Raw genomic sequence first — 17,135 nt, forward strand, 5'->3', positions numbered from 1 at the left:
CGTCGCGCACCCCGCCAGGAGCGCCAGCACGGCCAGCGCCAGGAACGACACGCCAATGCCTGTCGTCCCGGCGGTGCACCGTCGAGGAAGAAACGAGTGAGTCCTTGTCAGCATGAGCGCCGCCCCGGAGGAAGCACAGCCTCCCCTCAGGGTAGTTCCGCTCCCTGACAATCTTCAGGAGACGCCCCGGCCCTCAGGAGGGCCGGCCGATGCCGAAGTAGGTGAAGCCCTCCTCGCGCGCGAGCCGGGGATCGATGACGTTGCGGCCATCGAAGATCGTGGGACTCTTCATCGTCGCCTTGAGCCGCTTCAGGTCCGGGTGGCGGAACTCGTTCCACTCCGTCACCAGGAAGATCGCATCGGCTCCCTCCGCCGCCGCGTAGCACGTGGGCGCGTACAACACCCGGTCGCCGAAGTAGCGGCGCGCGCCCTCGATTGCCACCGGGTCATGGCATTGCACCCGCGCGCCCTTGCCGAGCAATCCCTCGATGAGTTCCACCGACGGCGCCTCCCGCATGTCGTCCGTCTTCGGCTTGAACGCCAGACCCCACACCGCGAAGGTGCGATCGGACAGGTCGCCAAAGTGTCTCAGCGCCTTGGTCAGCAGGCACCGCTTCTGCCTCGCGTTGGTGTTCTCCACCGCGCGCAGCAGGTCGAACTCCAGCCCCACGTCGCGCGCGGTGGCCGTCAGCGCCTTCACGTCCTTGGGAAAACAACTCCCGCCATAGCCAATCCCCGGGTGCAGGAAGGAATAGCCAATGCGCTTGTCCGCGCCCATTCCCTTGCGAACCTGCTCCACGTCCGCGCCCACCTTCTCGCAGAGCGCGGCCATGTCGTTCATGAAGGAGATGCGCGTGGCGAGCATCGCGTTGGCCGCGTACTTGGTCAGCTCCGCCGAGCATGGATCCATGAAGAGGATCGGGTTCTCCGTGCGCACGAAGGGCGCGTACAGCTCGGCCATGAGCTTGCGCGCCCGCTCCGAGCGCGTGCCAATCACCACCCGGTCCGGCTTGAGGAAGTCCTCCAGCGCCGCCCCTTCCTTGAGGAACTCGGGGTTGGACACCACGTCGAACTCACACCGGGTGTGGCGGGCGATGACCTCATGCACCTTGTCCGCCGTGCCCACCGGCACCGTGCTCTTGTCCACGATGACCGTGTACTGCCGCAGCGCCCGGCCCACCTGCTCGGCGGCGGCGAGCACGTACTGGAGATCCGCTCGCCCGTTCTCCCCCTCGGGCGTCCCCACGGCGATGAACACCACTTGCGCGAGCCCCACCGTATCCGCCAGCTCCTCGGTGAAGTGCAACCGACCCGCGGCGACGTTGCGGCGCACCAGCTCCTCCAGGCCAGGCTCGTAGATGGGCACTTCGCCTCGCCTCAGCGCCTGGATCTTCCTCGGGTCGACGTCGATGCAGGTGACGTCGTGCCCCGACTCCGCGAAGCAGGTCCCTGCCACCAGACCCACGTACCCCGTACCAATGACCGCGATCTTCATAGGTCCCACCTCTCTCTCGTCTAGGGTTTCCGTCCTGAACTCACCGACCGGGTGTAGTCCTCCAACGTCTCCGCGCGATGCGCCGCCGTATGCGCGGCCAGCACCCGGGCCCGCGCCTTCCTGCCCATCTCCTGGCGCTCCGCATCCGGCACCTCCTGGAGGTAGCGCCGTGTCTCCTCCCCGGAGCGCGAGATGAGGATCTCCTCGCCCGGCCGGAAGAAGGTGTCGAGCCCCTCCCACGCATCGCTGATGATGGGCACCGCGCACGCGGCTGCCTCGAACAGCCGCACACTCGGGGAGTAGCCCGCGCGCGTGAGCTTCGCCAGCGTCACCGGCGTGTCGATGTCATAGAAGGCCGAGACCCCTCGAGCCGTGCGTTGCACCCAGGCGCCCACCTCCACGCCCTGGGGCACGTACGAGCCCACCACGACCAGGTCCGCCCCGCGCACCGCGTCCGTGAAGCGGTCCTTCAGGTCCGCGAGGTCCGAGTACAGCTCGGTGCGCCCATAAGGAGGCCGGGGCATGTCGCGATTGGAGGCATACCAGGGCACATCCCGCTCGAGGAACAGCACGTCGTGCCCGCGCCGCACCAGCTCGCGCACCAGCCCCCGGTAGGTCGTGGCGTGTCCGTTGCCCCAGCTCGACGTGATGGACAGGCCGAGCATGACGATCCGCATCCGCTGCGTCTCCATGACTCAAGCCACCCGCTCGTGAGCACCGGTGGAGGGAAGACCCAGCACCGCCTCCACCTTCGAGGCGCGATGGGCATACGTGTGCTCGGACAGCACGCGCTGGAGCGCCGCCTGGCCGATGCGCCGCGCCTCGGGCCCGCTCAGCGCGCGCACGTGCTCGGCGACCTCCTCGCCCGAGTGCGCCACGAGGATCTCCTTCCCGGGCTCCAGGAACAGCTCCACGCCCTTGAAGGCGTCGGTGAGGATGCAGGCTCCCGCGCCCGCGGCCTCGAACACCCGCGTGGCCGGCGAGAAGCCAAAGCGGGCCATGCTGTCCCGGTTGATGTTGAGCACCGCGCGCGCCGAGCAGTTCAGCGCGTTGTGGTCCTGCGTGTAGACGTGGCCCAGGTACTTCACGTTCTCCGGCAGGGCCCGGTCTCCCCAGCCACTGCCCCCCAGCAGGAAGCGAGAGCCGGGCAGGAGGCTCGCGGCCTTCAGGAAGAAGGCCTCCACGCGCGCCTCGCGGTCCGGCAGCCGGTTGCCCAGGAAGGCCAGGTCCCCCTCGAAGCGCGCCTCCGCCGCCACCGGGTGGTGGACCTGATTGCCCGGACGCCGCAGCTCCAGCACGCGCGCCTCGAGCAGGGCGTCGAATACGCCCACGCCGCTCGCCTTCACCACCACGTCCGCGTCCCGAGCCTCCTCCAGGCAGCGCTCGAGCGCCTCCGTCCCCTGCGCGGAATAGACGACCACGCGCGCCCAGTCTGGATCCGCCAGGTCGCGGTGCTGCTGGCGCTCGTAGGCATCCGGCTCGTAGAAGGTGACGTGGTGCCCACGCTCGTGCAGCGCGCGGACGATGCCACGGTAATAGGTGGCCGCTCCGTTCCAGTAGGCCGAGACGAGGCTCGAGCCGAAGAAGGCGATACGCGACCCCTTGCTCATGGGGTGATTCTTTCCCGCGCCAGCGGGTGACACAGTGAAGCGCTCAGGCCCAGGGACTGGCAGATGCGCAGAAGCTCCTCCACGCGGTGCCCACAGGTGTGGCGCGCGAACACCGTGCGCCGGCCGTGCTCCACCAGCTCGCGACGCAGCCCCTCGTCGGAGAGCAACGCGCGCAGGTGGCGCCGCATCTCCTCTCCATTGGCGGCCACGAGGAAGTCCCGGCCCGGAGTGAAGAGCCCCTCCGCGTCGGACCAGAGGGCCGACACCAGGGGAATGCCGCAGGCGAGCGCCTCGAAGGGGCGGATGGTGGGAATGCCGGGCAGCGCCTGGGTATAGGGCCGACGCGGCACGTGGACCGTCACACGCGCCTGGGCGAAGGCCTGGGGGGCGCGGTGATTGGGCAACCATCCCGCGTACTCGATGCCCGAGGCGGCGAGCGTTTCACGCGCGGCGTCCGGGTAGCGCACGCCATGCACCCGCGCCTTCAGGCCGAGCGCCTTCACCGGCTCCAGCAGGAACTCGTGCAGTTCCGCGGTGCGCTCGTCGTCGCCCCAGTTGCCCACCCAGACGAGCTCCCTCTCCGCCGCCAGGTGCGGCAGGGGGTGGAACACGCGCGTGTCCGCGGCCTCGTGCCACGTCCAGGCGCGCGCGGCCCAGCCCTGCTCCAGGTAGATGCGCCGGATGACGTCCCCGAAGGCGAGCACGCCGTCGTAGTGGGTCAGCTCGTAGCGCGCCAGCTCCTCCCGGGCGCTCACGCTGCGGTGGTGGGTGTCATGGAAGAGCAGACGGAAGGAGCCGCCCGCCCGGCGCCGCTCACCCAGACGCCGCACCAGCTCCGGCGGGCTCCACTCATGGACGATGACGAGGTGGGCCCCGTCGAGCACGCGATCCAGCTCGAGTGAATCGGACGTGTAGCGCTCGGGACGCACGGCCGGGTAGACGCCCCGCACCTCCTCCAGCACCGCCGCTCCGCCAGGCTCGGCCAGGAGGTTGCGCAGACTCCAGGCGTCCTCGGGCTCGAGGACCCGCACCTCGTGGCCGCGCAGGGTGAGCTCCGTCACCACGCCGCGAAGGAAGTGCACGTTGCCATGGTTCCAGTCGGACAACAGGGAATGACAGAAGAGAACGATACGCATGAGCAGTCGGGAGTGCCGTCAGGAAGCATGAACCGCGGGGGAGACCCACGCCTCGGAAGGCCGCGCGCGCAGCGCGGCGTAGAGTTCGAGATAGGCCTCCACCATGCGGCGGGGCGTGAAGGTGAGCGCCCGGGCACGGGCCTCGCGGGCCAGACGCTCCCGCTCGGAGGGACGGGCCATCAACTCCCGCAGCGCGCGCGCGAGCCCGTCCTCGTCGTCCGGGTGGACGAAGCACGCGGCCTCGCCCCACACCTCGCGCAGGCTGGGGATGTCCCCGAGCACCAGCGCGCACCCGGCGAGCGCGGCCTCCAGGATGGACAACCCGAAGGGCTCATAGCGCGCGGGCAACGCGTAGATGGCCGCCCTCGCCATCCACCCGGCGAGTGCCCCGGGCGCCAGGGCTCCGAGCGATTGCACGTGCGGAGCCCGGGCCCTGCCTCCGCCCCCCGGGTGCTGGACCGCCCCCGCGACGCGCACGGGAAAGGGAAGCCCCGGAGCGACCGCGTCCAGCGCCGCCAGGTTCTTGGCCTCGTCCCACAGCCGTCCCGCCGCGAGCACGAACTCTTCCTTCGGACCGGGGGGGTAGGCCTCCGCCCGCCGCGCGTTGGGAATGACGCGCGTGAAGCGCAAGGGACCATGGAGCCGCTCGGTGGCGGCGAGCATGGCGGCGCTGGGAGCCACCACGCACGCCGCCGCGCGCAGTCCCCGCGACACCTCGCGCCGGTAGTGTGCGTATTGCTCGGGGGCCTGCTCCCCCTTCACCGCCTCCCACCAGGAGAGGACGCACGAGTGCGACACCACCAGCGCTGGCGTCCGCCAGGGAAGCGAGCCATGACAGAAGCCATTGAGGTGGACGATGTCGGGAGCCAGCGCCGCCTCCAGCTCGAGCAGACACTGCCCGGAGGCACGCACGTCCTCCCAGGGCTCGTCCATCCACTCCAGCCGGTAATGACTCTCATGGAGGGTGAGGTTGGGCAGTTGCCGTGCCTCACGCCTCTGCGCGGCGGACACCGGTGCCCCCAGTGTCGCCAGATCCACCTGGATGCCCTCGTGCCCGAGCGCACGACACAACTCCAGGGCATACGCCCACACGCCCCCCACCGTGTCGGCGGTCATCAACACCCGTTGGACCGTCGGCATCAGGCAACCTCCCGGCTCATCCCGCATGGACCGCGACCGCGGCGCTCGTCGTCGCCAGCTCTTCCAACCAACGGAGGAGCCGGGCCACCCCTTGCTCGACTCCCACCCGCGGCGCCCAGCCCGTGGCGGCCTGGAACTTGCGGGTGTCGGAGACGTAGTAGCGCTGATCCCCCGTGCGCCAGTCCTCGAAGCGGAGCTCCGGCTCCCGCCCGGTGTGTCGGAAAATCAAATCAAGCAACTCCAGCAGGCTCACGGTGCGCTCCGGGCCACCGCCGATGTTGAAGGCCTGTCCCCGGAGCTGCTCGATGTTCATCTGCGCCAGCCGCATGGCGTGCACCAGGTCCTCCACGAAGAGGATGTCGCGCACCTGCATGCCGTCCCCGTAGAGGGTGATGGGCTGGCCCGCCAGCGCCCGGAGGAGGAAGTGCGCCACCCAGCCCTGGTCCTCGGTGCCGAACTGCCGTGGGCCGTAGATGCAGCTCATCCGGAACACCGCGGTGCGCAGGCCGAAGGAGCGCCCGTAGTCGAGCACGTACTGGTCCGCCGCGCCCTTGGAGCAGCCATAGGGACTCTCGAAGTCGAGCGGGCAGCGCTCGCTCAGGCCCTGGGCGCGGATGTCCTCGTCCCGGGGCACGTAGCGGCGGCCTTCCTGGACGAACTCCATCCCCGGCAGCCCGCCGTAGACCTTGTTCGTCGAGGTGAAGAGCAGCGAGGCCGGCTCCTCCATGCTCCGCAGGGCCTCCAGGACGTTGAGCGTCCCGCGCGTGTTCACCTCGAAGTCGTGCACCGGGCCCTCGAGGCTGGTGGTCACCGCCACCTGCGCCGCGAAGTGGAACACCTCCGCGGCGCCCTGCACCGCCCGCCGCACCGCCTGCTCGTCGCGGACGTCGCCCACCGTCACGTCGAGCAGCGAGCCATGGCGCGCCTTGAGCCAATGCAGGTTGCGCTCCACGCCCGCCCGCGAGACGTTGTCGAAGATGCGCACCTGGCGGCCCTCGCGCAGGTACTGGTCCGCCACGTTGGAGCCGATGAACCCGGCACCACCGAAGATGACCACCTTCCCGCCGTGACCGTTCCGCTGTCTCAGCCGATTCTTGCTCATACGGTCAATCCCCGAGCCTCGAGTTCCGCCTTCGCCTCGGCCACGCGATCCGTGGCCACCGGCCCCACGATCACGAAGTCGCGCTGCTGCATCCCATCCTCGAAGATGAGCGGCGCGTTGCCGTTGAGCATCCGCGACGCGAAGATGGCGAGCACCCCGGTGTAGGGATTGGACAGCGCCCGGCGCGGGCCGTACACGTTGAAGAAGCGCAGCGCCACCGTGGTTGTAGGCGCGACCGGTGATGAGGCACAGCCGCTCCTGGTCATATTTGGACAAGGCATACACGGACGAAAGCCCCGGCGCCTTCGTCTCGGGGGTGGGCAGTGGTGAGAGCAGCACTCCGTTGTCACCGCGCAACTCCCAATCGCCCGACTGGAGCTGCCCCAGGGTGCGCTCCGTACCGAACACGAGCCGCCCCTCCGGCGCGCGGAACAGCCCCTCGCCATGGATGCTCATGCTGGAGGCGACCACCAACCGTTCCACGGGACGAGCGATGAGTGCTTCCATCAACACCGCGGTGCCCAGGTTGTTCACCGAGGTGTAGTGCCCCACCTCGTACATACTCTGGCCCACGCCCACGGCCGCGGCGAAGTGATAGACCACGTCCACATCCTCGAGCGCGCTCCGCACCGCATCGCGATCCCTCACGTCGCCGATGACCAGTTCCACGTCTGGGGCGAGCCATTGCGGTCGCGCCCAGGCCACCGGGAAAAACACCCCAATGTCAGAACACCCGAATTCCTCCCCCTGGAGGGAAGCTCGCCGTCCTGCTGCCAGGAATGGGCGCCGTGGCCAGTACATTCATCACGGGCGTCCTGCTGGCCCGCCGGGGATTGGGGCTGCCAGTGGGCGCACTCACGCAGATGGGAGGTCTGCGCGTGGGCGGTGAACGGGTCCGCCTGAGCCAATATCTGCCCATTGGCCCGAAAGGAGTTCACCAAGCGCGGCGTGCTCAAGGAGCGCCTCCAGACGGGCGACCACCCGGAACTCTACGCAGACCTCGTCCACAAGGTGCGCATCGAGTACTACCCGCCGCGGGGCGACGCCAAGGAAGGCTGGGACAACATCGATCTCTTCGGCTGGCTGGGCTACCCCATGCAGATGAAGATCGACTTCCTGTGCCGTGACTCCATCCTCGCGGCGCCCATCGTGTTCGCGTCAGCCCGCGCGCAGCAGCCGCGCCCAGGGGTCCAGGGGCCGCACGCTCAGCGCGGCGTAGAGTTCCAGGTACGCCTCGGCCATGCGACGGGGCGAGAAGGTGAGCGCCCGGGTACGGGCCCGGTGGGCCCGGCACTCGCGCTCGGTGGGGTGGGTCATCAACCAGCGCAGGGCCTGCGCGAGACCCCCCACGTCATCCGGATGGACGAAGAGCGCGGCGTCTCCCCACACCTCGCGCAGGCTCGGAAGGTCTCCGAGTACCAGCGCGCACCCGGCGAGCGCGGCCTCCAGCACGGACAACCCGAAGGGCTCGTAGCGCGCGGGCAGCGCGAACACGGCCGCCCGGGACATCCACCCGGCGAGCGCCCCCTCCGACAGCACCCCCAGCGACTCCGCCTGCACGGTGCGAGGCGCCTGCCCCGCGATGCGCACCGGCACGGAGAGTCGCGGAGCAATGGCCTCCAGCGCCGCCAGGTTCTTGGTGTCGTCCCACACCCGGCACGACGAGAACACGAAGGGCTCCTTCGCATCCGGGAGGAAGGCCTCCGCGCGCCGCGCGGGGGGGATGACGCGCGTGGAGCGGAAGGGGCCATGGTGCCGCTCGACCGAAGCGAGCATGGCCGAGGTGGGCGCCACCACGCACCCCGCCGCGCGCAGGCCCCGCGTCGTCTCCCTCCAGTCGTGCGAAGAGCACTCGGGCGAATGCGCTCCCGGAAGGGCCTCGCCCCACGACAGGGGACACGCGCGCGCCACCACCAGCGTCGGTGCCTTCCAGGCCAGCTCCCCATGGCTGGCGACATGGAGGTGGACGATGTCGGGGGCCCGTTGCTCCTCCAGCTCCAGCAACCACGCCTCCCACGCCTCCGCCCCGCGGGGGCTCTCGTGGAGGACGAGGCCGGGCACGTCCCGCGCCTCCATCTCCCGGGCGGTGGACAGGGGCCCTCCCAGCAGCGCCAGGTCCACCCGCACGCCCCGGGCCGCCAGCGCCCGGCACAGCTCCAGCGAGTCCGTCCACACACCGCTCACCGCGTCCGTGGTCATCAACACCCGCTGGACCGGCGATGTCATGGAGCCCCGAGGCTGCCCCCTCATGGGACTCGGGGGTCCGCCAGGCTCCGGGATCCGACGCGGCATGGTGCCCTCCCATCGGACACGCGCCCCCACCCCCGCGCGGCCCGGGTTCAAGATTCAGGAGCCGATCACGGGGTGAGGGCTCCAGTACCTCGAGAAAACTGTAACCACCTCGATTCCCAGTGTGATCTGGAATCAGCGTCTTTCCCTATGTTCCGGGGAACATCTGCCGATGGATGTCAGTGCCATGGCCTTCCGGGGTAGCAAGGCCCGGAGATGTCGGGAGGAGGACAGACGGACACCCCGCCGCGGCGGGTGGCTACTGCGCCGCGCGCACCTGGAAGCCAATGCGCGGGAAGTGGACGAGCAGCTCGCCGGCGCGCGCGTCGGTGCGACGGATGGCGAGCTCGTTCGGACGGGACAGCACGAACTCGCCTTCCACCGGATCCTTGCCGTAGTCCGTGGCCGACACCTTCACGCGCGCGCCCTTCGCCAGCCCCTGCTGCTCCACGAAGGGCTCGTCGGCGAGGGGCTCGGGCCGGCCGCGCGCGGCGATCGCGATGGCCTCCGTGCTCGACAGTTGCTCGGGCGCGCCCTGGCCGAACGTCTGGAAGCGGTCGATGAAGCTCTTCACGTGCGGGGACTCGTCGAGGATGCCCGAGACCGCCTTCACCTGCTGGACGAACCAGAGGCAGTGGTAGACGGAGAAGTCGGCGAGGCTCGGGGCCTGGCCGAACAGCCACGGCCGGCCATCCGCCAGCCGCGCATCGAGCTGCTGGAGGTACAGGCGCAGCGCCCCCGTGGCCTCCTGGGGATTCATGCCCGGCGAGCTGGCACCAGCGCTCAGGGCGGCGCGATCGGCCAGGAAGGCCTTGATGTGCTCCGGAGGCAGGTGGCCGAAGAGGCTCTGCACGCCCGTGGGCTGGAAGATGTGGCCCACGGCGGCCCCGAACAGCGAGGAGTCCGCCCACTGCGCCACGATGCGCGTCAGCCCCGCCGACTCGGGCGGGTGGAGCGTGGGCGTGGGCGCGAGCCGCTCCAGCACGTCCGCGATGAGCGCCGAGTCGCAGTAGATGTCCGAGCCGATCTGCAGGAAGGGCGTCTTGCGGTAGCCGCCCGTGAGCGCCACCACGTCGGGCTTGGGCATGATGACGGGGATGACCACCGAGATCCAGCGCAGCCCCTTGAAGCCGAGGATGGCGCGGATCTTCTCGGAGAAGGGCGAGCTCGGATAGTGGTGGAGGATGAGCTGGGACACGCGGACTCCTGTCGATGGGGGGAGCGGCCATCTGAGCGAGCGGACGCAAGCCCGTCAACACGGTGGGCGTGACAGGTCCGAGGGCTGGGAGCATAAGGACAGTCGTGACTCCGTCCCCGCCGTCCCCCGAGGCCCCGCGCTCCCCATCCACGACTGGCTCCCGGCTCGCCTCCATCGCGGTGGCCAGCGCGTTGTTCATGGAGTTCATCGACTCCACGGCGCTGTCCACCGCGCTGCCCGCCCTGTCCACGGCGTTCGGCAGCGACCCGGTGCACCTGAAGCTGGCCCTGACGTCCTACCTCCTCGCGCTGGCGGTGGTCGCGCCGGCGAGCGGATGGATCGCCGACCGCTACGGGCCCCGGCGCGTGTTCATGACCGCCATGGGGGTGTTCCTCGCGAGCTCGGTGCTCTGTGGCTTCTCGCGCTCACTGGCCGAGCTCGTCGTCTTCCGCACGCTCCAGGGTGTCGGGGGCGCGCTGATGGTACCGGTGGGCCGGCTGATCGTCGTGAGCTCGGCGCCGCGCGAGCGGCTGGTGTCGGCGATGAGCTGGTTCACCATGCCCGCGCTGGTCGGGCCGCTCGTGGGGCCCCCGCTGGCCGGCTTCATCCTGAAGGTCGCGGACTGGCCGTGGATCTTCTTCATCAACGTGCCGGTGGGAATCCTCGGCATGCTCGCGGTGCTGCGCTTCGTGCCGCCCCTGCACCAGCCGTATCCAGGCCGGTTCGACATGAAGGGCTTCCTCCTGGCGGCCACCGCCATCACCTCGCTGGTGGGCGCGTCCGAGGTGGTGGGCATGGGGCTGGTGCCGGTGGCCGTGCAGCTCGGCATGTGGGGGCTCGCGCTCGGGTCGCTCGTGGCCTACATCCGCCATGCCCTGCGGGTGGAGCGGCCGGTGCTCAACGTGCGGCTGGTGCGCTACGACACCTTCCGGGCGAGCCTCGTCGGCGGCGTCGTGGTGCGGGTGGGCCTGGGCGCCACGCCCTTCCTGCTGCCGCTGCTGTTCCAGGTGGGGCTCGGGTGGGGGCCGCTGGAGACGGGACTGGTGACGGTGGGCACGGCCGTGGGCGCCATGGCCTGCAAGCCCGTGGCGCCCGGCATCATCCGCCGGTTCGGCTTCCGCTCCACCCTGATCTACGCCAACCTCGTCACCGCCGTGCTCACGGCCCTGCCCGCCTTCTTCCGGGGCGGGACGCCGGTGGCGCTCATGGTCGTGGTGCTGGCGGTGGGCGGCTTCATGCGCTCCATGCAGTTCACCGCCCTCAACACCGTGGCCTACGCGGACATCCCCCAGGGCACGGTGAGCAATGCATCCACGCTGTCGGTGGTGACGCAGCAGATGGGGCTCAGCCTGGGCATCAGCTTCGGTGGGTTGATGCTGCACCTGGCGCGCGGAGACGCCGAGGGCGCCATCACCCCGAGCCAGTTCATCCTCCCCTTCGTCGCCGTGGGCGTGGTGACGGCGCTCGCCGGGCCGCTCTTCCGGCGCATGTCCCCCGAGGCGGGCGCCAGCATCCAGGGACGGGGCCGACTGGCCGCGTGAGGACCGCGCGGCGCTAGCTCTTGCCCACCACCTTCTTGAGGAAGCCCCAGAAGCGGCCCGAGCGCTCCTTGAGCTCCTGGCCCCGCCGCTCCTCGGCCGCCCGCGCCGCGTCCTTGGCCACGCCCAGCCGCTGCCGCAGCTCCTCGGGCGTGTAGCGCGTGGCCAGCGTGGCCTTCATCTCCTTGCGCGTCGAGTACTCCTGCGCGTTGACGTGCAGCACGCATTCGGAGTCCAGCCGCAACGTCACCGCCACGCGCACCGAGCCCTTGGGCCCCTTGGGCAGGCCCTCCAGCCGCGCCGTGCCCAGGTACTCGTTGGCGGAGATGTGCGCATCCTCGCCCTGGAAGATGGACAGCTCCATGACTTCCTCGTCATCGCGCGTGGTGGAGATGGCGAAGGAGCGCTGCGCGGGCAGGGGCGTGTTGCGCTCGATGACGCGCGTGAAGGCGCCGCCGGGCATGGCCACGCCGATCGTCATGGGCAGCACGTCGATGAGCACCACGCTGCTCACCCTGTCCACCGCGCTGGAGTAGAGCGCCGCGCCCAGGGCCACCGCCTCGTCCGTGTTGACGCCCGCGTGCGGCGCCCGGCCGAGCACCTCCTTGAGCTTCTCGCGCACCAGCGGCATGCGGCTCTGCCCGCCCACCAGGAGGATGTCGTCGAGGTCCGAGGGGCGCAGCTTCGCGTCCAGCAGCACGTCGCCCACCACGTCCAGCGTGCGCATCACCAGCGGCATGCACACCCGCTCCATCTCCGCGCGCGTGAGCGTGATGTGCATGTCCCGCGGCCGCCCGGCCTCGTCCACCATGAGCATGGGGATGTGGACGTCGTAGGCATTGGACTCGGAGAGCGCCACCTTGGCGCGCTCGGCCGCGTCCGCCACCCGCGACAGCGCCACGCGGTCTCCCTGGAAGGTCACCCGCTCCTGCTGCTGGAAGCGCTCGAGCAGCAGGTCCACCAGCACGTTGTCGAAGTCCATGCCGCCCAGGAAGATGTTGCCGCCGGTGGCCAGCACCTCGAACACGTTCTTGTCGATGCGCAGCACGGTGGCGTCGAAGGTGCCGCCGCCCAGGTCATACACGAGCACCCGCTTGGCCATGTCCCGGTTGAGCCCGTACGCCAGCGCCGCCGCGGTGGGCTCGTTGAGGATGCGCTCCACCTTGATGCCCGCGAGCCACCCCGAGCGGCGCACCGCCTCGCGCTGCGGCTCCGAGTAGTACGCGGGCACCGTCACCACCGCGCGCTCCACCTTCGTGCCCAGGTGCTGCTCGGCCAACTCCTTGCACTCGCGCAGGATGATGCCCTGCACCTCCTCGAGCGACAGCACGTGCTCGCCCATGCGCACCGCCGCCCGGCCCCGCGCGTCGGGGAGGATCTCGTAGTGGAAGCGCTCGCGCACCTGGTTCACCACGGCGCTGTCGTAGGGACGCCCCACCATGCGCTTGGCGCCGTAGATGGTGTGATCGGGCCGCAGGAGCACCTGGCTCTTGGCGCGGTGGCTCACCAGCAGCTTGCTCTGCGTGGACAGCGACACCACCGAGGGGATGGTGTTGTAGCCCTCGCGCGAGCGCAGCACCGTGGGCTTGTTGTTCTGCATCACCGCCACGCACGTGTTGGTGGTGCCCAGGTCGATGCCGATGACGGGCCCCTTGCCCTCGATGCTCGTGGGCGGCGTGAGGAAGACGGTGAGCACCTGCCCCGGTGTTGTCTTCGGCTCGAGCGGCAGGGCCTGGGGCTTGAAGGGCGAGGGCGCGAGCCCGACCACCGGCACCACCGTGGAGGGGCGCGCGGGTGTCGGAGCCGCGGAGGGAGGCGGCACGGGCGCTCTCGCGGAAGGCGGTGGCGCGGGCGCTCTCGCGGGAGCAGGCGGCGCGGGAGCGCGCGCGGGAGCAGGCGGCGCGGGCGCTCTCGCCGCGGGCCGCTGGGATGGCCCCGCCACGGGCCGCGCCAGCTCGAGCGGCTCGTCTTCGTCGGAGGACTCCAGCTCCAGCTCCACCGCGCTGCCCCGCTGGGCGGGCACGGGAGTGGCCGGAGCCGGAGCGGTCGCCGGAGGAGCACCGCGAGGCTTGAGCGGAGGCCCGGAGCTGGCCGCCGCCGAGAGATCCTCCAGGTCGAACTCCCGCGGGCCCCTGGACCCGAGCCCTCCAGCGCCCGGCTCGGGCTCGTCCGACTGGGAGCTCGGGGGCGTGAAGGCGAGGAGCTCGTCGAGCGACATGTCGACGGCGCTGACGGGGGCCGTGACGGGCGGCGGCGGCGGTGGAGCAGCGGGCGGAGGGGCAACGGGCGCGGGCGTCCGGGAGGGAGCCACCGCGGGACGCGTCCCCGAGGGAGTCTTCGCGGGCGCCACCGTGGGAATGCCCTGCCGGGAAGGCGCCCGGGGCACGGGAGCCATCGGAGGGATGAGCGGGGCCACGGAAGGGGCCGCGACGGGAGGCGGAGTGAGGCTGGGAGCAGCCCTGCCCGGCGCGGGCGCGCCCGCCTGCGCCGCGGCGTTCTTCACCTGCAACATCCGGTCGACGAGGGCCTGGGAGGCCTCGTCCAGCTCCGTGAACTGGATGCCCATGCCGGCCGGCCCCGTCACGTCCTCGACGGGCCGCGACCAGCGCACCACCGCCGAGCCCTTGAGCATCCGCTGACCATCCGCGATGCGGACCTCGAAGCGCACCGGCGTGCCCACGGGCTGCGGCTCGCGCGAGCGGATGAACATGCCACCGGGGCTGATGTTGACGGCGTACTCCTGCACGAAGCTGACGACGCTCGTGTGCTTGAGTTTCACCAGCAGGCCCACGGCCTTGCGTTCCGAGGTGCGCCGACCCTGATCCATCCCATGGACTGTCGCGGGTCCGACTGGCTTGCTCAAGTGTTTCCGTCGGCCTCGCCTGCTCGAATGCCAGCCATCCCCCAAAGGGCATGCGCGGGGTGTACCCCCTGCTCCCACGCCTCTCTCACGGAGCGAGAAGCCGGAGGAAGGCCTCCTGGTCGCCGGTCACCGCGTCGCCATGGCGCTGCAGGCCCGTGAGGCCGAGGCCATGGCCCGGGACGAAGTCCAGCGCGGTGGCCACCACCGGGCAGTTGCCCTCGGAGCACTCACCGGGCGTCAGCACCTGCTCGTTGCGCGGCTCGCCCTCGAGCGAGTACCGGCTCAGGGTGTCGCCACACACGGCCGCCACCGAGCCCTCCCCGTCGAGCGTCACCGCCGGAGCCGCCGGAGCCTGACCACAGGGGAGCGCGCGGGCCCAGCGCTCCGCCCCCTCGGCCCCCGTGGCAAGGACGAAGGCACCCGGGCCGGACAGCCGCGAGCCCCCCCACGTCAGGTCGCCGGAGAACCCGCCCACCAGCACCCCACCCCCCGCCGGGTCCACCTCCAGCCCGGAGACGTGCGCGTCCACTCCTGGCCACGCCTTGCCCCAGGCGAGGCGCCCGTCCCCGCCGAAGGCGAGCAGGAGCAGGGACGGCTCTCCCGGAGCGCCGAAGCGCTGTCCGTCCACGGTGAGTGCGCCCTGCAGGCGGCCCGCCAGCAGCCACTGCCCCGAGGGCGTCCACGCCGCCGCGCGCAGCTCGGTTCCCCGCTCGACCACGTCGAGCTGCCGCGTCCAGACGAAGGCGCCCTGGGCGTCATGGTGGGCGAGCACCGGGAGGAGGCCGTCCGGCGTCCACTCCTCGGCCGCGACGAAGACGCCTCCCGAGGCATCCGCCACCGTCGCGTACACCTTCTGTCCCGCGCGCCGCTGCCAGAGGGGCTCGCCCTCCGGGGAGAACTTCACCAGGAAGCCGTCCGAGGCCGCGCCCAGGCCGAAGTCGATGTCGTACAGGAAGGCGTTGCCCGACAGGAAGAGGTCCCCACCGGGCGAGGCCACCACCCGGGGAGCGTCCACGCGGTTGCGGGGAAACTCGCGCGTCCAGAGCCGCTGTCCCTCCGGATCATAGCGGGCCAGGGAGAGGGCGAGCTGCTCTCCCTCGACGGGAGCCCGATCCGCGTCCTGGCGCGGGGTGGACAGCCACACCAGGGAGACATGACCGGAGCCATCCACGGCCAGCCCCGTGCCGAGGTCGTCCTGGGGCCCGCCCACCCGGTGGAACCAGGGCTGGGCCTGGGCGACGGGGGCGGCCTCGGAGGGAGGCGTCGCGCCGGGGGAGGACGGGACGATGGGACCCGCCTCCTGGGGAACCCGCTCCTCCGTCGAGGGGTCCTCCGACGCCTCCGCTCCGGCCTCCAGGCCACCACACCCGGCGGCGAAGGCGAGCCACGCGGCGGGCAGCAGCCGGCGCCACGGACGGTTGGTGATTGCCTCGGACAGACGATGCATGTGCTTCTCCCCACCCGTTTCCCGGTCCATGTGGACCCCCGGAGAAACGAACCGGTGGAAGGTAATGGGGTCATTCCCCTTGGCATCCCCCCCGTCCCGGCTCCGTCCCAACCCCCCCGGAGGGCAGGGAGACAACCTGGGGGGAGGGGAGCGCGGACGCACCGGGTGGGAAAGGAATAGACCGTCCCCGGAAAGGTTGGCAGCCCACGTTCGAGCCACGGCCCCACGCGAAACCCTTGGTCCGCGTGCCTTCCCGCGATTAAGACGATCCCCCTCTATGGAAAGCGCCTCCCCGACCACCCCCTCCACCGCCCCGGCACCCACCAGCGAGGATCTCCAGGCCGTCGAGGAACTCGCCCGGGCCAAGGCCCAGATCCAGGCCCAGATCGAGAAGCGCGTCGTGGGGCAGCGCGACGTGGTGGATCACCTGCTCATCGCGCTCTTCGCCCGTGGCCACTGCCTCTTCGTGGGCGTGCCGGGCCTGGCCAAGACGCTGCTCATCTCCACGCTGGCGGACGTGCTCAACCTGTCCTTCAACCGCATCCAGTTCACCCCGGACCTGATGCCCTCGGACATCACCGGCACGGACATCCTGGAGGAGGACAAGGCCACGGGGCACCGCGCCTTCCGCTTCCTGCAGGGGCCCCTGTTCGCCAACATCATCCTCGCGGACGAGGTGAACCGCACCCCGCCCAAGACGCAGGCCGCCCTGCTCCAGGCCATGCAGGAGTACCGCATCACCGCCGGTGGCCGCACCTACCCGCTGGACCTGCCCTTCCTCGTCTTCGCCACGCAGAACCCCATCGAGCAGGAGGGCACCTACCCGCTGCCCGAGGCCCAGCTCGACCGCTTCATGTTCCTGGTGGACGTGGGCTACCCCACGGCCGAGGAAGAGGTGGAGATCGTCAAGGCCACCACGGGCGGAACGCCCCCGCCGCTGGAGAAGATCCTCTCGCCCGAGCGCATCCTCGCGCTGCAGGCGCTGGTGCGGCGGGTGCCGGTGCCCGACCACGTGGTGCGCTACGCGGTGGAGCTGGTGCGCCACACCCGCCCCAAGGAGCCGGGCGTGCCGGACTTCATCCAGAAGAACGTGTCGTGGGGCGCGGGCCCTCGCGCCAGCCAGTACCTGGTGCTCGCGGCCAAGGCGCGCGCCATCCTCTCCGGGCGCTTCGTCGCCTCGGTGGAGGACGTGAAGGCGGTGGCCCGCCCGGTGCTGCGCCACCGCGTGCTGCCCAACTTCACCGCCGAGAGCGAGGGCATGACGTCGGTGAAGCTGGTGGATCAGCTCGTCTCGCTGGTGAAGGGATAGCGCTCCGG

General features: G+C 70.8%; 14 protein-coding genes and 2 pseudogenes. 4 read left to right on the forward strand and 12 right to left on the reverse strand.

Going from position 1 to position 17,135, the window contains the following annotated elements:
• Positions 1–193 precede the first annotated feature (193 nt).
• The 7 genes from CYFUS_RS46405 to CYFUS_RS54425 are packed head-to-tail and all read right to left on the reverse strand — an operon-like array spanning position 194 to position 6,701.
• Positions 194–1,495, reverse strand: coding sequence for a UDP-glucose dehydrogenase family protein (locus tag CYFUS_RS46405; protein WP_095991070.1), 1,302 nt, complete (start codon positions 1,493–1,495; stop codon positions 194–196).
• Between the two features lie 20 nt (positions 1,496–1,515).
• On the reverse strand, positions 1,516–2,172 hold the full coding sequence (locus CYFUS_RS46410; protein WP_095991071.1) for a glycosyltransferase: 657 nt from the start codon (positions 2,170–2,172) through the stop codon (positions 1,516–1,518).
• An 18-nt stretch (positions 2,173–2,190) separates the two neighbouring features.
• Positions 2,191–3,105: a CgeB family protein gene (locus tag CYFUS_RS46415; RefSeq protein ID WP_095991072.1), complete on the reverse strand. Its 915-nt coding sequence runs from the start codon at positions 3,103–3,105 to the stop codon at positions 2,191–2,193.
• Positions 3,102–4,241 (reverse strand): CgeB family protein, encoded by a 1,140-nt coding sequence (locus CYFUS_RS46420; protein WP_095991073.1) that lies wholly within the window; start codon positions 4,239–4,241, stop codon positions 3,102–3,104. The genes CYFUS_RS46415 and CYFUS_RS46420 overlap by 4 nt, the downstream gene beginning before the upstream one ends.
• An 18-nt stretch (positions 4,242–4,259) precedes the next feature.
• Positions 4,260–5,381, reverse strand: a complete 1,122-nt coding sequence (locus CYFUS_RS46425; RefSeq protein ID WP_095992636.1) for a glycosyltransferase family 4 protein — start codon at positions 5,379–5,381, stop codon at positions 4,260–4,262.
• Positions 5,382–5,397: 16 nt separating this feature from the next.
• Positions 5,398–6,483, reverse strand: a complete 1,086-nt coding sequence (locus CYFUS_RS46430; RefSeq protein WP_095991074.1) for a GDP-mannose 4,6-dehydratase — start codon at positions 6,481–6,483, stop codon at positions 5,398–5,400.
• Positions 6,480–6,701, reverse strand: a complete 222-nt coding sequence (locus CYFUS_RS54425) for an NAD-dependent epimerase/dehydratase family protein (RefSeq protein WP_332468448.1) — start codon at positions 6,699–6,701, stop codon at positions 6,480–6,482. The genes CYFUS_RS46430 and CYFUS_RS54425 overlap by 4 nt, the downstream gene beginning before the upstream one ends.
• A gap of 50 nt (positions 6,702–6,751) precedes the next feature.
• On the opposite strand from CYFUS_RS54425, the gene CYFUS_RS54430 reads away from it, so the two are divergent.
• Entirely contained in the window at positions 6,752–7,027 is a 276-nt protein-coding gene (locus CYFUS_RS54430; RefSeq protein ID WP_332468454.1) for a hypothetical protein, read from the forward strand.
• On the opposite strand, the pseudogene CYFUS_RS54435 reads toward CYFUS_RS54430, so the two are convergent.
• A pseudogene (locus tag CYFUS_RS54435) lies at positions 6,979–7,284 on the reverse strand (GDP-mannose 4,6-dehydratase); the annotation flags it as partial. The gene CYFUS_RS54430 and the pseudogene CYFUS_RS54435 sit on opposite strands and share 49 nt — an antisense overlap.
• Before the next feature lie 126 nt (positions 7,285–7,410).
• Between CYFUS_RS54435 and CYFUS_RS46440 the strand changes: the two are divergent.
• Positions 7,411–7,635 (forward strand): annotated as a pseudogene (locus CYFUS_RS46440) (inositol-3-phosphate synthase); the annotation flags it as partial.
• 6 nt (positions 7,636–7,641) lie between these two features.
• On the opposite strand, the gene CYFUS_RS46445 reads toward CYFUS_RS46440, so the two are convergent.
• Both CYFUS_RS46445 and CYFUS_RS46450 read right to left on the reverse strand, forming a co-directional pair.
• Positions 7,642–8,709, reverse strand: coding sequence for a glycosyltransferase family 4 protein (locus tag CYFUS_RS46445; protein ID WP_095991075.1), 1,068 nt, complete (start codon positions 8,707–8,709; stop codon positions 7,642–7,644).
• A 322-nt stretch (positions 8,710–9,031) separates the two neighbouring features.
• The gene (locus CYFUS_RS46450; protein ID WP_095991076.1) at positions 9,032–9,970 is read right to left on the reverse strand and encodes a glutathione S-transferase family protein; all 939 of its coding nucleotides are present in this window, start codon (positions 9,968–9,970) and stop codon (positions 9,032–9,034) included.
• 104 nt (positions 9,971–10,074) lie between these two features.
• Between CYFUS_RS46450 and CYFUS_RS46455 the strand changes: the two genes are divergently transcribed.
• Complete coding sequence (locus CYFUS_RS46455) at positions 10,075–11,511, forward strand: MFS transporter (protein WP_095991077.1); 1,437 nt, start codon at positions 10,075–10,077, stop codon at positions 11,509–11,511.
• A gap of 13 nt (positions 11,512–11,524) precedes the next feature.
• On the opposite strand, the gene CYFUS_RS46460 is transcribed toward CYFUS_RS46455, so the two are convergent.
• Both CYFUS_RS46460 and CYFUS_RS46465 read right to left on the reverse strand, forming a co-directional pair.
• Positions 11,525–14,335, reverse strand: coding sequence for a TIGR02266 family protein (locus CYFUS_RS46460; RefSeq protein WP_095991078.1), 2,811 nt, complete (start codon positions 14,333–14,335; stop codon positions 11,525–11,527).
• Between the two features lie 121 nt (positions 14,336–14,456).
• On the reverse strand, positions 14,457–15,818 hold the full coding sequence (locus CYFUS_RS46465; RefSeq protein WP_232537205.1) for a hypothetical protein: 1,362 nt from the start codon (positions 15,816–15,818) through the stop codon (positions 14,457–14,459).
• 277 nt (positions 15,819–16,095) lie between these two features.
• Here CYFUS_RS46465 and CYFUS_RS46470 point away from each other — a divergent pair, with 277 nt between their 5' ends.
• A complete protein-coding gene (locus CYFUS_RS46470) occupies positions 16,096–17,127 on the forward strand; it encodes an AAA family ATPase (protein ID WP_095991079.1) in 1,032 nt (343 codons plus the stop codon).
• Positions 17,128–17,135 lie beyond the last annotated feature (8 nt).

It is taken from the genome of Cystobacter fuscus, from assembly GCF_002305875.1.
GTDB classification, from domain to species: Bacteria; Myxococcota; Myxococcia; order Myxococcales; family Myxococcaceae; genus Cystobacter; species Cystobacter fuscus_A.

What these genes read in the sequence shown, in the direction of transcription:
- CYFUS_RS46425 (WP_095992636.1), bottom strand. Translation starts at nt 5,381, where the DNA reads ATGCCGACGGTCCAACGGGTGTTGATGACCGCCGACACGGTGGGGGGC.
- CYFUS_RS46470 (WP_095991079.1), top strand. Translation starts at nt 16,096, where the DNA reads ATGGAAAGCGCCTCCCCGACCACCCCCTCCACCGCCCCGGCACCCACC.
- CYFUS_RS46420 (WP_095991073.1), bottom strand. Translation starts at nt 4,241, where the DNA reads ATGCGTATCGTTCTCTTCTGTCATTCCCTGTTGTCCGACTGGAACCAT.
- CYFUS_RS46405 (WP_095991070.1), bottom strand. Translation starts at nt 1,495, where the DNA reads ATGAAGATCGCGGTCATTGGTACGGGGTACGTGGGTCTGGTGGCAGGG.
- CYFUS_RS46465 (WP_232537205.1), bottom strand. Translation starts at nt 15,818, where the DNA reads ATGCATCGTCTGTCCGAGGCAATCACCAACCGTCCGTGGCGCCGGCTG.
- CYFUS_RS46410 (WP_095991071.1), bottom strand. Translation starts at nt 2,172, where the DNA reads ATGCGGATCGTCATGCTCGGCCTGTCCATCACGTCGAGCTGGGGCAAC.
- CYFUS_RS46445 (WP_095991075.1), bottom strand. Translation starts at nt 8,709, where the DNA reads ATGACATCGCCGGTCCAGCGGGTGTTGATGACCACGGACGCGGTGAGC.
- CYFUS_RS46460 (WP_095991078.1), bottom strand. Translation starts at nt 14,335, where the DNA reads ATGGATCAGGGTCGGCGCACCTCGGAACGCAAGGCCGTGGGCCTGCTG.
- CYFUS_RS46430 (WP_095991074.1), bottom strand. Translation starts at nt 6,483, where the DNA reads ATGAGCAAGAATCGGCTGAGACAGCGGAACGGTCACGGCGGGAAGGTG.
- CYFUS_RS46415 (WP_095991072.1), bottom strand. Translation starts at nt 3,105, where the DNA reads ATGAGCAAGGGGTCGCGTATCGCCTTCTTCGGCTCGAGCCTCGTCTCG.